The organism is Acetobacter fallax (genome assembly GCF_011516735.1).
GTDB lineage: Bacteria > Pseudomonadota > Alphaproteobacteria > Acetobacterales > Acetobacteraceae > Acetobacter > Acetobacter fallax.
This window is the reverse complement of record NZ_WOSX01000011.1, coordinates 42,573-57,743: the sequence shown is the minus strand read 5'-3', so window position 1 is coordinate 57,743 and position 15,171 is coordinate 42,573. Positions and strand designations below refer to the sequence as shown.

Below are 15,171 nucleotides of genomic sequence, written 5' to 3'. Positions count from 1 at the left end.
ATTCCGGGTCTGAAGAGTAGCTGTGTCCGGCGAGACTCAGACCAGCCGTCAATAAAGATGCCCGGACTCTGCCCGGACCGGGAAGGGACCGCAGGTCGGCCCCTTCGCCCTGATCTGTTGAGTAACAAACCGGATGCCGAAGGGCTGCATCTCTGACGGGGTGTGAGGCGGAGCCCCCCTGCGGCTCTCGTTCCGTATGTCAGCCTCAACTGGTATCAGATATACAAGAGATCAGGTGGGTAAAGCCAGCTCCAGTCTGACAGACTGGTCTCCGATTTCAGGGAACAAGAACGGTTGCCGTTGCCGTGCAGGCGATTCCTTCCTCGCGACCGGTAAAACCGAGACGCTCGGACGTTGTTGCCTTGACGGATATTCTGTCGACATCGACCTGTAGCAAAGACGCCATCCGTTCGCGCATGGCAGTTGCATGAGGGCCGATTTTCGGGCGTTCGCAGATCAGCGTAACGTCGGCATTGATCAGCATACCGCCCTTGCTGCGAATGAGTTCACCGGCATGGACAAGGAAGCGGGCGCTGTCGGCATCCTTCCATTCATTCTCACTGGGCGGGAAATGCCGGCCGATGTCGCCTTCCGCCAGCGCGCCATAAATCGCGTCACACAGGGCATGGATTCCGACATCCGCGTCGGAATGCCCTGCGAGTCCGCGCGTGTGAGGCACATTGATGCCGCAGATGATCAGCGGCCGATTCTCGGCAAAAGCATGGACATCGTAACCGAAGCCGGTGCGCGGCAGCAGGGCCGGGCCGATCAGGCGTTCCAGACGCACCAGATCCTCCTCATAAGTCAGCTTGATATTGTCTTCGGAACCCGGAACCAGGGCGACGCTGAAACCTGCACTTTCAAGCAGTAATGCGTCATCAGTCGCCGAGGCACCGCTTTGCGCGACGGCTGAACGGTGCAGATCACGCAGGAGGGCAAAGCGGAACCCCTGCGGAGTCTGAGCGCGGAACAGATTGTCCCGCGAAACTGTCCCAGTAATCACACCGTTCTCAGCACGCTTGAGGGTATCAGCCACGGGCACGGCCGGAATAGCTCCCGGATGCTCGCTCAGAGCTGCGATCACGCCCCGGATCAGCTGCGCCGGAACGTACGGGCGGGCACCGTCATGGACCAGCACGAGATCCGGTTTCTGATCTTCCGGAAGCGCATCCAGCGCTTCGAGGCCAGCCCGGACACTGTCCTGACGTTCTGCGCCACCGGCAACGACCGGAAGGACAGGCAATCCATCCAGCGCTTCGTTCAGAAGATCAGGATCACCCACTGGCTGCAGGAGCGCGACATGGGGCGCCAGCGCCTCGGCGGCATGACGAATAACAGGACGACCGGCAAGCGTCACAAACTGCTTGGCGGTACTGGCACCGGTGGAGGCAGCATAACGACTGCCCAGTCCGGCGGCGAGGAGAATGACGGCGACACGCATGATGCGGAAGCAATGCGGGCGGAAGCTGCTGACGTCAAGCGCCCTGAGCGGACAGCACCCCCGGCCGGGTACAACTGATCACGCAAGAGTCAGTGCATATCGCACAAGGTCGTTCGTTCCGTCACCGAGCCGGTGCAACGTATCATTATGGACGACATGAGAGGCGGCTGCGGGCACCTCGATAAACACGGTGGTGGCCAGCGGCGGCTTCGCGAAGCGCCAGACCGGAGCAACAGACGGATTAACGATCTTCTGGCCGGCTACGTATCTGATAACAGCATCTCTGTTGCCATCAGGTGCAGTGAGCACCATGTGATCGCTTCCCGTCCCCGGAAAATGGCCGCCACCACCCGCCCGGTAGTTGTTGGTGACCACGGCAAAGGATTGCTTCGGATCGACAGGCTTCCCATTAAAGCGCAGATCCGCGATCCTGTGGGCGTCCGGAGCAACGAGCACACCGTCCGGTGTATAACGCGGTGGCTGTGTCACATCGATCGCATATGTGACACCGGCGATGACATCGAAATTATAGGCGGGCAATCCGGGAGCAAGAAGTTTCTGCGGTGCAGCCAGGCCGGGCACAATGCGATTGAAGATAATGGCCGATCGTTCAAGCCACTCCTTCACTTCAGCACCGGTGCAGCGCACGACGCTGATTGTATTGGCGAAGGTATAGATATTCGCCAGATCCCTCATCGTCAGCGGGCCTGCGGGGATATCGACAAAGGCATCCGGTGACATGCCACCGGCATTGAACGGCGCCGCTGCCGACAGGATCGGCAGAGATGCAGCATCTGAATGCGCCAGAATCGGACGCGTGTACCCGATCTGCGCTGCGTTCACGAGAGCAAGGCATGGATCGGGCTGAAGGAAGGTGAAATACGTATTGAGCGGCATGCTGGTGGCCCCGACCGGCTGCGCCATCCAGGCAATGGTCGCCTTATGTGCGGGCAAGGCAACTGCGGCAGTAAGAGCATCATCCTGCGCGAGCGGCATCACGTTGCCTGACTCACGCATGTATATCGGTCGGACCTCGCTATGGAATCCTTCCAGAGTCCAGCCTGAAACCTCACGTCGTAATTTCAGGTCAATCACACCGAGGTGACTACCCCAAAAACCCGGCATCACGGCGGGTTTCCCGGCGAGTGTGCCGGCTTTCGCATCGACACCCGGCAGCCCCTCATAATCCGGACCAGGGAAAACCTGATGGGCGTGTCCGGTGAAGACCACATCGATACCCGGCACTTCGGCCAGATAAAGTGCGGCATTTTCCTCATTCCCCTGACGCGGGGCCGCTGAAATACCGGAATGACAAAGCGCGACCAGCAGGTCACAGCGGGTTCGCAATTCCGGCACATATTGCCGGGCAGCCTCGACAATGTCGGTTGTGCGGACGCGACCAGTCAGATGCATGGCATCCCAGGTCACAATCTGTGGCGGCAGGAAACCGATGACGCCAACTCTCAGCCGATGGATCTGACCCGTTTCATCGGCAACATTGCGGTCCAGCACGACACTGCGTGGAACAAGGGGCGTCCCGTCGGGATGTTCGGCATTGGCGCAGACAAACGGAAAATCCGCGCTCCGTAAGGCTTCATCGAGAAATGGCAGCCCGTAATTGAACTCGTGGTTCCCGAATGTTGCGGCATCATAGCCAAGCTGGCTCATGGCCCGGAACATCGGATGTCCGCCGGTTTTTTTCATACGCCCTGGAAGGGCGAGGTAGTCGCCGAGCGGATTGCCCTGAACAATGTCTCCGTTATCGAAAAGCAGACTGTTACGTGCCTCCGCCCGTGCCGCGCGGATCAGGCTGGCAACGCGGACAAGTCCCACGGAGTTGTCTTCCCGCGCCCGATAATAATCCCAGGCATAAACGAACATATGAAGATCAGAAGTCTCCATCAGACGCAGTCTGACGAGCGGGGATGTCACCGTTTTATCGCCCTCATGAGATCCGGCACGGCCGATGCTTTGCGACAACGCCCTCAGGGGCAGCGTGAGTTCGGCGAGGACGGCGCTCCCCGTCGCCAGAAGCCCGCGACGACGGAAACGCCACATCGCTCAGATTTCTGCTTCGAGCAGGATGCGGGATGTGTCGCCGGCCCATGGGCCTTCATATCGGGCAAGCCAGTGTTCCGCCTGGGTCGGCCCGCCGGCTGCAATCTCAAATAGCGGTGCAAGGTGGAGTGTCTCGTCGCGCCCGTCAGCATCGCGCAGATTACGCGCCCGCAGGCCGTCGGCTGCAATCGCAACCATACGCGCCGCCACATCCCTCACCGTACCGCTTCCAAACGGCGTATCAAGACCACGAGCCGGAACATCACCACGGAGCGTCCGATAGCTTTCTGCCGTATGTTCACGCATCAGGGATTCTGCCGCTGAAAGAGAAGCATCATCGTACAGAAGCCCGACCCAGAGGGCTGACTGGGCCAGCATCATCTCTGGCGAACCGGCATCGGCGCCCCGCATTTCAAGAAATGTCTTCAGCCGCACATCTGGAAACACTGTGGTCAGGTGATCCTCGAAATCTCCGATTGCCGGCGTGAATCCGTCAAGGCCATCCTGATGTTCGCCGGCCAGCCAGGCCCGGAATGACCGGCCCGCAACATCGATCAGCCTGCCGTTGCGAACGATAAAATACATCGGGACGTCGAGCGCCCACTCAACGTAGGATTCGAATCCGAAACTGTCGCTGAAGCATATTTCAGGCATGCCTGACCGCGCATTGTCTGTATCGGTCCAGATGCGCGCACGATTGGACAGCCATCCGTTCGGTTTGCCTTCATAGAATGGCGAATTGGCGAACAGAGCGGTTGCGACTGGCTGCAACGCCAGAGAAACTTTCATCTTCCGTGCCATGTCGGTCTCGGAGGCGAAATCAAGATTGACCTGCACGGTGCAGGTCCGCTGCATCATGTCGAGCCCGAGCGAGCCAACCTGCGGCATATATTTCCGCATGATCGCGTAGCGGCTTTTCGGCATCCAGGGCAGGTCAGCGCGGCTGGCCAGAGGGTGGAAGCCCAGGGGTGCAAAGCCCAGCCCGAGCTTACGTGCCGGCTCACGGAGCAACCTGAAATGCCGGGAAAACTCATCAGCGGTTTCATGCAGACTGGCCAGAGGGGCACCGGACAGTTCGAATTGTCCGGCAGGCTCCAGTGAAATCGCTCCGCCGCGATTCACGCCCTGCCCTTTCAGTCCGATGATTGCCTTTTCATCCCATATCGGCGTCCAGTCACCCTGCCGTTCCGTCGCGTTAAGGAGGTCCTCAATTCCGCCAGGTGCGTAAGGCGGTGCCGAGAAAGCGCGACGTTTATCCGTTGCAGCTTCAGGGCGCACAAAGCCAAACTTCTCGTGTTCTGTGCCGATCCGCCAGGAATCCCGGGGTTTGCAGCCCGACGCCAGCACGTCGGCGAGTTCCTTTGTGGACGCAATGGGGCGAGCGTCCTGATCAGCAGGGTTTGACATCAGCGCTGGGGCTTCCAGTCAGGACGGCCCGCCCCCGTGCTGAAACAGGGATATCCTGTTCCGGCAGGCAGCCGCCGCCTCAAGCGTTTCGGATCCGGGCATCGAACAGAGCGAGCGCAGCGGCGACGGCTGTCTCGGCACGCAGAACTCTGTTGCCCAGTGTTATGGGCGTAACAAAGGGGCGGGCAAGCGCGGCGTCAAGCTCTGCCGTGCTGAACCCACCTTCTGGCCCGATAAGAATTCCATCTTCCGGCACTGCTCCTGAGAACAACCCGGGTCTTTTTTCTCCGGTTTTATCCGCAATATCTCTCTCATCGAAGCGTTCAACGGCGGCAAAAAGCCGGCTTTTTTCAGGCCACTGACCAAGGAAATCCATAAAACGGATCGGGGCGTCAATGTTGGGCACGCTCAGTCGCTCGCACTGCTCCGCGGCTTCTGTCGCAATCGATTCCAGGCGTGAGCCATTCACACGCTGGCCGACCGTGCGTTCTGTGATGAGCGGAATAAACCGGCTGACGCCAAGTTCTGTTCCCAGGCGGATTACCAGATCGGTTGCATCCCGCTTCAGCAGGGCAAACGCCAGAACGGGTCCTTCTTCGGCCGCAGCTTCCCGCAGCCTCTCCCGCAGAATAAAATTACCCCGATCGCGGCGCAGGCTGGTGATTTGCGCGAGCCACTCCCCGTCATGCGCGTTGAACAGGCGGACCTCGTCTCCTTCGCCTCGCCGCATGACAGTGCCAAGATACCGGGCCTGTTCGGGTGACATGGCGCGGATCATCTCAGGTCTGGCACTCTCCCCGGCACGCTCCGGCGCTTCCGGGGCAATAAACAGACGAGGCAGCGTATGCAGAGTCGACATTGCGGCATCCTCTGCCTGGTAGCATTTCCTGAACTCGACGAGATCAGCCATTGACCGCGACGAGGTCGATCCGCATCAATCGGCGCGATTTCGACGGGATTGGCCTGAAGGTCAAGTCTGCCGACGCGGATCGCACATCGACCGTATCTTTAAATTCTGCCGGAGAGAACACGGTGCCAGGCACTGTAACCCCGCATACCGACATTCGCGCCACCGGATGGATTTCACGTCTTCCGCCGTTGATACGACCTTATGCTCTCCTCGCCCGGCTGGATCGCCCGATTGGCACCTGGCTGCTCTTTCTCCCCGGAGCGTGGGGCATCCTCCTGCCCGGAGCCGAAAAAGGCATTTCGCCTGATGAGCGCCTCCGCCTTCTGGTGCTTTTCGGGATCGGGAGCATTGTGATGCGATCTGCAGGTTGCGTCGTGAACGACATGTGGGACCGTGATATCGACCGCCAGGTTGCCCGCACAGCGGGCAGGCCTCTGGCGTCGGGTGCTTTGCGAATGAGACACGCGGCACTTTTCCTGACTGCTTTGCTGCTGATCGGCCTTCTGATCCTGCTTCAGTTAAATCCGCTTTCACAGGTCCTTGGTGCTTCATCGCTTCTGCTGGTCGGGCTTTACCCGCTCGCCAAGCGCTTCACCTGGTGGCCGCAACTGGTCATGGGATTCACATTCGGATTTGGTGCGCCGATGGGATATGCGGCGGCAACAGATCGCTGCGACCTGGCTCAGGCGGCTCTCTACCTCGCTACAATCCTCTGGCAGCTCGGTTTCGACACAATTTACGGCTTCCAGGACATGGATGACGACGCTCGTATCGGGGTAAAATCCACGTCTCGTCTTATGGCAGGTCGGGCCCGCGTTTTCGTCGGCATCTGCTATGGATCTGCCGGAGGCGCGCTGCTTCTCGCAGGCATATTCGCCCATACCGGCTTCGGGTTCTACCTGGCCGCTTTATTTTGCATCGGTATGCTTTTCAGACAAGCAGCGCTCGTGAACCCTGGCGATCCGGCGCTTTGCCTCGCGCAGTTCCGCGCAAACCGCAACATCGGGCTTGGCATTGCTTTTGCCTGCCTTGCGGGACTGCTGACCTGACCTCCACTCCCGATCGACGATCCGGAGTGAGAGTCGCAGATTGCGTCGCAGAAGCCTGATCTCACGTTGCCAGACTGGAAAAAAGAACTGCGCGACCATAGAAAACGCGCCCGCAGGCTCTTCATGTCTATATTCGTCCATATACTCAGAAATTAATATTTCAAAGTAATTGACGGCCAGAACCCGTTATAATCCATGGGTTTTTCTGTAACAATTTTCACAACGTATCCGCTGATTGCCGGGAACTTTGAGCCACGACGCCGAACCTAAAATTAAACCTTAATTTTCAATGATGTAGCGTCTAACAAAGATTTTAAACGTGTTACATGAGACTCTGTATCCGGCTCAATTTTAGCCCCATTGTATTATTTATAAAATTTTTCACCATAAAATAAATCTTCTTATTTCATAATAAATTTCTAAAGATAAAAATAAATAATCTATTGAAAATACGATAACAACAAACACAAAAACTTTTTTTCCACTCATAATTATTGCAACATCAGCAAGAACGTTAATGAAACGTGAATTCTCAGCTTCGCTTTTTAACTGGTATCGGAATAATGGCGCCGTTCACCCATTCACGGCAAACAAGAGAGAGTATTTATGCCTCGCGCCCTGACTTGGTCTTCCGACTTGGATGAAAAACTTGTCTTTCTTCTTGATAAAAAGAAGATGACACTTCGAAATGCGGCAAAAGTTCTTGGAGTCAGTCGGAGCTTTATTCATCGAAAATCACAGAAAATACAGCACAATACTCATTTCAAAGCATGCAGTATTGCCCGGGAGCAGGCGGGTTTCGAACCGCTGGCTGTCGGACATCCGATCAGCTGGCGCGCTATCGAAACCCGCAGACAATCTATGCTGCGTATGGAGCCTGTGCCCTATCATGCAAAAGTCGCCTGACCTGTGTATCAGGCTGAAACTCCGGCCCTTTCGATTCTGCCGATCCGAAACGTCGATTGACCGAAAGGGGATGCAGCACGCCACAGCCTGAAATGGCCATCCACACGACTGTGGGAAACGCCGAACTGAACAAACCGGAATGGGTAATGTGAGCACCAGTCGAACGCGCCGGAGTTCGACTGGAAGGCGCGGGCGTCACGAAATGTGGCGCCCGTGCCTGCGTTTTGGCATATGCATCAGATGTGGGGCATTTATCCCGTACAAAACCGGCTCAGCACTGACTACCTCACACCTCTTTTCAGGAAATGCCAAATGTCACCCGGCTCTGTTGCTTCTCCTTCCGGCCAGATCAGCACACCAAAACCGGACAGGTCTTCATCCGGAGAACCGGGGCTGAACGCCGACCTGGTCAGACATGCTGCAGAGGCTGGCCTCAGGGTGCTTACACCAATCCAGCGGCTGGCCATTCCTGCCGTCCTGTCAGGATCCGATGCCCGGATCCTTGCCCCGACCGGAACAGGTAAGACAGCAAGTTATCTGTTGCCTCTCATGGACATTATGAGCCGGAAGAAAACACCAACGGCGCTCATTATCGTTCCGACACGGGAACTCGCCCGGCAGGTTGCTGAAATGGGCCGTCTCCTTGCCTCCCGGCCTGGTCTCATCCCGTTCGCCGTCTACGGGGGCGCTCATGAAGTTCCGGCGGAGTCTGGCCGCGGTCGGAAGCCGAAACACATCGAACCAGAGGAGGATGCGGGTGTACCACCTGCTGACACCCGTATCATCGTTGCCACACCAGGCCGGCTTCTCGACCTTCTGCGACGAGAGCAGATCGATATCACCTCATGTCGTCACCTGATCCTGGATGAAGGTGACCGTTTGATGACCTCTGAATTCAGGGAGGAAATGCAGAACATTCATGCGCTGCTCCCGCAACATCGCCAGACTATTCTGGCTTCCGCAACACTCTCGGCCGAGAGTGCGTCCGCTGCGCAGGATTTTCTTCACAAACCACTGCATATCGAACCCGAAAGCGGCACCAGACCGTCCGTGCGGCAAGCCATTCTGTTTGTTGAGTCGCAGGATAAACCCATGGCAGCTGAAGCTCTTCTCCGGCGCCATCCTGATCGAAGTGCGATCATATTCGTCACTACGCGAGACGAAGCGGATACGCTGACTCATTATCTGCGAAAACGCAGACTCAGTGCCGTTGTGCTACATGGCCGCCTGAGCCAGCCCACCCGGAATGCCGCTGTCCAGGATTTTGAAAGCGGTAAAGCCATGATTCTCGTTGCGACCGATATTGCCGCCAGAGGCCTGGACGTCGAACAGGTCGGCCAGGTCATCAACATGGCTCCTCCGACTCAGTCCGATATTTATGTGCACCGCATCGGCCGCACAGGGCGGGCGGGTCGGCAAGGGTGGGCAGCTACATTATGTGCCGCGGCGGAACGCAAAACCATGCGCAAAATCGAATCCGAACTCGGCATCAAACTGGCAGTGCTGCCCGTGCCTGCATTACCACCTGGCACCCCCGCGACACGCCCGACGAAACCACAATCTCTCCGCAGGCGCAGCGACTGAGCACGACAACAACCGCGCTCTCATTTACGGGAATTGCAAAAAGTCTGTTTCTGACTTTATCAGCCGTTCTGTAACCAGGTTTCCTTCTCCCGGTTCGGAAATAGCCGCGACATATGCTCGACCGATTCTGGCGTCACACTTCCGACATACGGCAACTCAGCCAGAACGCGCACATTGCCATGTTCCTCGATTGCGGCGCGATTGCCGGGATTTAGCGGCCCGTTCAGAACAACACCGAAGACAGCTATCCCGCGTAACCGCAAAGCCTCCAGACTGAGCAATGTATGATTGAGGGTGCCAAGCCCGCTTCTCGCAACAAGCACGACCGGCAGACCAAACATCGCAATCAGATCGATCATCATCACACCAGGCTTGCCTCTCGCAGCATCCGGTGGTGTTACAGGCACCATCAACCCGCCCGCGCCTTCGACCACCAGAGGGCAACCTGGCCCGGTCTGCGGGAGGACAAGCTTCTGAAGACAGACACGTCTGCTCTCCTCTTTTGCCGCCGCATCAGGCGACAGAGGTGCCAGAAATGTCTCGGCTGGCGAAAAAATGCGGTCCGGATCCGCGCCGGTCAGTCTTACAATTTCAGGCGTATCGCCGTCTTCCTCAGCCAGACCGGTCTGCAGCGGTTTCCAGTAGGACGCGTGCCATGCACGGGTCAGGCAGGCAGACACAAAGGTCTTGCCCACGCCGGTATCCGTTCCCGTCACGAATACGCCACATCCGGCAGGCATATGGAAAAGACCATAGGCAATGTCCCACGTTACTGCCGCTCCGCTTTCGTCAAAACGTCGGAGAACGCGCCGCATGATACCAGGCTGAAGTGGCCGACTGCCGGAATGGGGCTCCGTCGCGCCAATCCGCCGCAGTCCTCTCAGAAAAGCCAGCCCGCTTCCGGTCTGCTCCAGTATCGTTTCATTCGACCAGCGCCCGACTGCCCTGATCGTCTCTCCCGCCTCGCACGAAATATTTGGCCAGCCCGATTCAAGTGTCCTAAACGACGGATACAGGCGAATGCATGCTCTCGTATTTTCGGCCGCATGAGCGGCACGCCACTCTGCGAAGCTGCCCGCCATCAGAGTCGAAACCGCAAGGAGACCACCCGGCGCGAGCCGCCCGGCCAGCCCGGCCAGTACGGCATCTGTGTTTTCTGCCCATTGCAGTGCGAGATTGCCGCAAACAAGATCAAAGACCCCGTCCACTCCGTCAGCGTGTTCGGGGTCCGCCATGTCCATGCAGGCAAAACTCACACCGTCGCCACACCGGGCGTGGGCACGGGTCAGCATACCCGGCGCGATGTCGGTCGCGATCAGTTCTGCTTCAGGCCATTTCTCGTGCAAAAGAATGGTTAACGCACCGGTTCCACAACCGAACTCCAGAATTCGACCAGGCCGTTTTTCGCCGAAAGCCTCCTCAATCCGTTCCAGCAGACGTCGTGCGGTGAGCCGCTGAATCGAAGCGGCGGTATCGTAACTGATAGCAGCGTCGAACCGCTCACCGATACGACGACGCTCACTCTGCCCGGAATCAGGTCGCATAATCATGTCGCTCCATGGCATTGCGGATAAATCGGGAACATAAATCGGGCTGTGTCAGAGGCAGAAGGTGACCACCCGTTTCAGACCAGCATAGCTGATTCTCAGAAAAGCAGGCTTCCGTCATCGCGACTGTTACGATCGGATCGTCTCTGCTGGCGAGTGCGGCACGGACCTGGCATCGGGATGACCGGGCATCACCGCTTTGCAGCAGATCCAGTCCACGCTGCAATTGCTCAGGCACGGGACCGGCTTCTGCCGGTGAGGTGCGTTCCTCAATGTGTTCTGCCGCTAATCCGCAATTCGTACGGAACTGCCGGATCACATCTCCTGCACCCCGATGAAGCCCGGTCCGCATACGATCCAGAACGCGTGGCGCGACACCAGCAGAAAAATCCGGCGCACGGGTAAAACGCGTGAATCCGTTAATCCCCAGTATGCAGCTGCCATCTGGCAGATTGTCTGTCGATAACAGCCAGAGAAGCCCGAGTGAATGACCAACGGCCATCACCGGTTCGTCCTCAGGAATCATCAGATCCGGGGTTCCGAAAAACCCATGATCCAGAGAGTGGGTTTCGTATCCGAGCTTTCGGATGACCGGCTCCCAGAAAGACCTGTCAAAACTCCAGCCGTGAACAAAAACAACCCGCATCAGTCTGGTCTGCAGTGACGGATGATGGCTTCGATAAGACATTCAATCATCTCATCGTTATGCGCTGCTGAAAGTGTCACTCTCAGGCGGCTCTTTCCCTGCGGCACTGTAGGGGGACGGATCGCAACTGCAAGAAGTCCCTCATCCTCCAGATCTGCGGCAATTCTTACTGCCTCTTCAGCGCTGCCGATCATAACAGGAATGATCTGGGTCGAAGACGATCCGGTATTAAAACCGGCAGCAACAAGGCGGGACCGCAGCGTTTCTCCGTACAGTGCGACACGTGCTCTGTCTTTCTCAAGGTCAGGCAGAAGGTCCAGCGCCGCGTCCGCCGCGCCAAGCACTGACGGCGGCAGAGCTGTTGAAAACACGAAACCGGATGCTGTATTAAGCAGCCAGTCACAGAGTGCGCGGGAACCGGCGATATACGCACCCATTCCTCCCAGCGCTTTGCTGAATGTACCCATCATAAGATGAACACCTCCAGGCGCCTCACTCGCCAGCCCGGCGCCGTGCGGACCCAGCACGCCTGTTGCGTGAGCCTCATCCAGACAAAGAAAAGCATCGAACCGGTCAGCCAGAGCCACGAGCCCTGAGATATCGGCGCGATCGCCATCCATGCTGAACACGCTTTCGGTCAGAATTACACGCAGGCCCGCTTCATTCACACGGGCCATAAGCTGGGATGCGAGGTGTTCGAGATCATTATGCCGGAAGCGGATCTGACGCACTCCGGCAGCCGCGCACCCCTGATGCAGACTGGCGTGATTCAGCCGGTCGGTGAAGACCAGCGGCATTGTTCCTGTCTGCTCCACGGAAAGACGCGCGAGAGCTGGCACCAGAGACGCATTGGCCTGCCAGCCGCTGGCAAACAGTAACGCCGCCTCGCACCCCTTCAGAGCGGCGACTTTCGTTTCGATCTGCTCATGCTGAGTGCGGGTTCCCGTCACCAGCCGGGACCCGCCTGAGCCTGTTCCGAAACGGGAGGCCCATTCCATGGATCGCCCTGTCAGAGCAGGATGATGAGCAAGTCCGAGATAATCATTCGAAGAAAAATCTGTCAGACGGCGTCCGTCGGCCCGCACCAGCACGGCCGGGCCGGCTGGCTGAAATGCCCGCATATGCCGACGTCTGCTTTCGATGTCGAGTTCCGCAAGCGCCTGCCGGAAAAGAGGATCGAACTGTGTCATCACTTCGTCGTGGTGCCGGAGACGGGCACATCGGTCAATTGCTGATACACTAAGGACTGTCCGGAAAACAAAACTCGGGGCCGATTATCTTCAGAAATATCGCTCTGCACTGTATATGGGGCACTGACGGACCTCACCGGTCGGAAAAACCGGGAAAATCATGGGAAAACGAGGCAATTCCCTTTTCAGGAAATGGAACTCTCTCTTGTCTGCACCAGACTGGTACACCTCTGGCCTGCCCCATATCTGGCTGCCTTACAGTCAGATGAAAACCGCACCGGCGCCACTGGCGGTGCGCTCCACTCGTGGCAGCCTGATCGAACTCCAGGATGGACGCAGTCTGATCGACGGTGTGGCCGCCTGGTGGACCGCATGTCACGGTTATAATCACCCTCATATTCGTGCCTGTGCGGAAGAGCAGCTTGCACGCATGCCGCATGTTATGTTCGGCGGCATGGTGCATGAGCCGGCTCTGCGGCTGGCCTCGCGACTGGCTGCGCTCCTGGCCGGTGACCTGGACCACGTCTTTTATACTGATTCCGGTTCAGTTGCCGTGGAAGTTGCCCTCAAGATGGCAATTCAGTACCGGATCAATCGTGGTGAAACCGGGCGCACAAAGATTCTGTCTTTCAGGGGCGGCTACCACGGTGACACCCTGGCCACCATGATGATCTGCGACCCGGAAGAAGGCATGCATCATCTCTTCTCTGGTGTGATGCCATCACAATACATAATCGATCTTCCACAGGATGCGGCCTCATCTGCCGCATTCGAGACATTTCTCGAAACACATGCTGACACGATCACGGCCATTGTGGTGGAACCGCTTGTACAGGGTGCCGGGGGTATGATCTTTCACCCGCCCGCAGTACTGCGTACTCTGCGCGAAGCTGCGGATAAATATGGCCTGATTCTCATTCTGGATGAAATATTCACTGGTTTCGGGCGAACCGGCTCAATGTTTGCCAGCGATCAGGCCGGAATTGTGCCTGATATCATCACGCTCTCGAAAGCACTGACAGGTGGCACTGTTGCTCTCGCGGCAACAGTTGCGCGCCGCCATATTTACGAGACCTTTCTGTCTGACAACCCGGAACATGCTCTGATGCATGGCCCAACTTTCATGGCAAACCCGTTTGCCTGCGCCTGCGCGAACGCATCACTGGATCTGTTTGAACGTGAACCCCGTCTTGATCAGGTCGCGAACCTTGAAGCTGCGCTCTCTGAACAGCTTGAGCCATGCCGCACATTACCGGGCGTGCGGGATGTTCGCGTAATGGGCGCTATAGGTGTTGTCGAGATGGAACACATCGCTGATCCGGCAACCTTACGAACACGGTTTATCGCGGAGGGTGTATGGATCAGGCCTTTCCGGAATATCATCTATCTGACACCGGCTTTTACAATAACGGCTAACGAGCTTTCGGCGCTCACCAGTGCTATTCAGCGTGTTTTATCGTGTGGATAACGGCTGCGTTATTTACTTCCAGGCTCAGGACTCATTTTTTGAGGTAGAAAATGAAGCTTGCTGCGATCTGGATGGCAGACATGAATGTATGAGTGCACCGGTCGTATCTGGTCGCAACATGTCGCCAGTCTTTCAGCCTTGCGAACATGTTTTCGATCAGGTGGCGCTTTTTATACAGGTGCCAGTTGTAAGGTGGTTTTGATTTTCTGTTCTTCTTCGGTGGAATGCAGGCGGTGATGTTCTGCTCTGTAAGAGATCGTCTGATCCGGTTGCTGTCATAACCCCGATCACCGATGACTTCTTCTGTCCCGTCGGGAAGGCCTGCGAGCAGCACGTCAGCCCCTCTGAAGTCACTGACCTGTCCAGCAGTCAGATGCAGGCGGACAGGCCGGCCCTGGCCATCACACACAGCATGCAGTTTGAGTTCAGTCCGCCTTTTGTGCATCCGATATGGCGAGGAAAAGCCCCTTTTTGAGCAGGGACGCCGCTGTCCTGTGCGCTTTGAGGTGGGTCGCATCCATCATCAGGCGTTTTGAGCGATCCACCTGCTCACTCAAAGCCACAAAGATCCGGTCAAAACACCCAGATGGCTCCGGCGGATGAAGCGGTTATATAAGGTCTTATGAGGGCCATAGCCTTTCGGAGCATCTTTCCACTGAAGCCCGTTACGGATCACATATACGATTCCACTGAGCACGCGACGGTCATCCACGCGTGGCACCCCATGAGCCAGAGGAAAATACGGCGTAATCCTCTCCGTCTGGCTCTCAGACAGCAAAAACACATCACTCACAGGCTCATCCCCCGAATGCCCATAAATCATGGAACACAGCTCAATTCAACAATTAATAGGTCCTGATCCTAATAGCAGGTCCCCTGGGAGCGCATACATGATAAATCCGAGTAGTTTATTGCTCCATTACTGATAATTGAATTTGTATGATGTGGAGATATCAGTTTGTCCA

The 15,171-nt window shown here is 57.1% G+C and carries 11 protein-coding genes and 1 pseudogene; 4 read left to right on the top strand and 8 right to left on the bottom strand.

The window, feature by feature from the left end; all coding sequences use genetic code 11:
* Positions 1-277: 277 nt before the first annotated feature.
* From GOB85_RS07875 to GOB85_RS07860, 4 genes are all read right to left on the bottom strand, one after another.
* Positions 278-1,441 (bottom strand): bifunctional 2-C-methyl-D-erythritol 4-phosphate cytidylyltransferase/2-C-methyl-D-erythritol 2,4-cyclodiphosphate synthase, encoded by a 1,164-nt coding sequence (locus GOB85_RS07875; protein WP_173577007.1) that lies wholly within the window; start codon positions 1,439-1,441, stop codon positions 278-280.
* Between the two features lie 78 nt (positions 1,442-1,519).
* Entirely contained in the window at positions 1,520-3,499 is a 1,980-nt protein-coding gene (locus tag GOB85_RS07870) for a bifunctional 2',3'-cyclic-nucleotide 2'-phosphodiesterase/3'-nucleotidase (RefSeq protein ID WP_173577006.1), read from the bottom strand.
* Positions 3,500-3,502: 3 nt separating this feature from the next.
* Positions 3,503-4,906, bottom strand: a complete 1,404-nt coding sequence (locus GOB85_RS07865; RefSeq protein ID WP_173577005.1) for a glutamate--cysteine ligase — start codon at positions 4,904-4,906, stop codon at positions 3,503-3,505.
* 79 nt (positions 4,907-4,985) lie between these two features.
* Positions 4,986-5,765 carry a 16S rRNA (uracil(1498)-N(3))-methyltransferase gene (locus GOB85_RS07860; protein WP_173577004.1) on the bottom strand — a complete coding sequence of 260 codons (780 nt, stop codon included), beginning with the start codon at positions 5,763-5,765 and terminating at the stop codon, positions 4,986-4,988.
* A 173-nt stretch (positions 5,766-5,938) separates the two neighbouring features.
* Between GOB85_RS07860 and ubiA the strand changes: the two genes are divergently transcribed.
* The 3 genes from ubiA (at position 5,939) to GOB85_RS07845 (ending at position 9,355) form a co-directional block, all read left to right on the top strand.
* Positions 5,939-6,865, top strand: a complete 927-nt coding sequence (gene ubiA / locus GOB85_RS07855) for a 4-hydroxybenzoate octaprenyltransferase (protein WP_173577040.1) — start codon at positions 5,939-5,941, stop codon at positions 6,863-6,865.
* A gap of 606 nt (positions 6,866-7,471) precedes the next feature.
* The gene (locus GOB85_RS07850; RefSeq protein WP_173576969.1) at positions 7,472-7,771 is read left to right on the top strand and encodes a hypothetical protein; all 300 of its coding nucleotides are present in this window, start codon (positions 7,472-7,474) and stop codon (positions 7,769-7,771) included.
* A gap of 312 nt (positions 7,772-8,083) precedes the next feature.
* Positions 8,084-9,355 (top strand): DEAD/DEAH box helicase, encoded by a 1,272-nt coding sequence (locus GOB85_RS07845; RefSeq protein ID WP_173577003.1) that lies wholly within the window; start codon positions 8,084-8,086, stop codon positions 9,353-9,355.
* 59 nt (positions 9,356-9,414) lie between these two features.
* Here the strand turns inward: GOB85_RS07845 and bioD are convergent, their stop codons facing one another.
* Genes bioD through GOB85_RS07830 form a run of 3 tightly spaced genes read right to left on the bottom strand, consistent with a single transcriptional unit; the run spans position 9,415 to position 12,738 of the window.
* Positions 9,415-10,899 carry a dethiobiotin synthase gene (gene bioD / locus GOB85_RS07840; protein WP_242011365.1) on the bottom strand — a complete coding sequence of 495 codons (1,485 nt, stop codon included), beginning with the start codon at positions 10,897-10,899 and terminating at the stop codon, positions 9,415-9,417.
* Positions 10,889-11,590 (bottom strand): alpha/beta fold hydrolase, encoded by a 702-nt coding sequence (locus tag GOB85_RS07835; RefSeq protein ID WP_242011364.1) that lies wholly within the window; start codon positions 11,588-11,590, stop codon positions 10,889-10,891. Before GOB85_RS07835 ends, bioD begins: the two co-directional genes overlap by 11 nt.
* A complete protein-coding gene (locus GOB85_RS07830; protein ID WP_173577001.1) occupies positions 11,548-12,738 on the bottom strand; it encodes an aminotransferase class I/II-fold pyridoxal phosphate-dependent enzyme in 1,191 nt (396 codons plus the stop codon). Before GOB85_RS07830 ends, GOB85_RS07835 begins: the two co-directional genes overlap by 43 nt.
* A gap of 160 nt (positions 12,739-12,898) precedes the next feature.
* Between GOB85_RS07830 and GOB85_RS07825 the strand changes: the two genes are divergently transcribed.
* On the top strand, positions 12,899-14,206 hold the full coding sequence (locus tag GOB85_RS07825; protein ID WP_173577000.1) for an adenosylmethionine--8-amino-7-oxononanoate transaminase: 1,308 nt from the start codon (positions 12,899-12,901) through the stop codon (positions 14,204-14,206).
* 31 nt (positions 14,207-14,237) lie between these two features.
* Here the strand turns inward: GOB85_RS07825 and GOB85_RS07820 are convergent.
* Positions 14,238-14,999: pseudogene (locus GOB85_RS07820) on the bottom strand (IS5 family transposase).
* Positions 15,000-15,171: the final 172 nt, after the last annotated feature.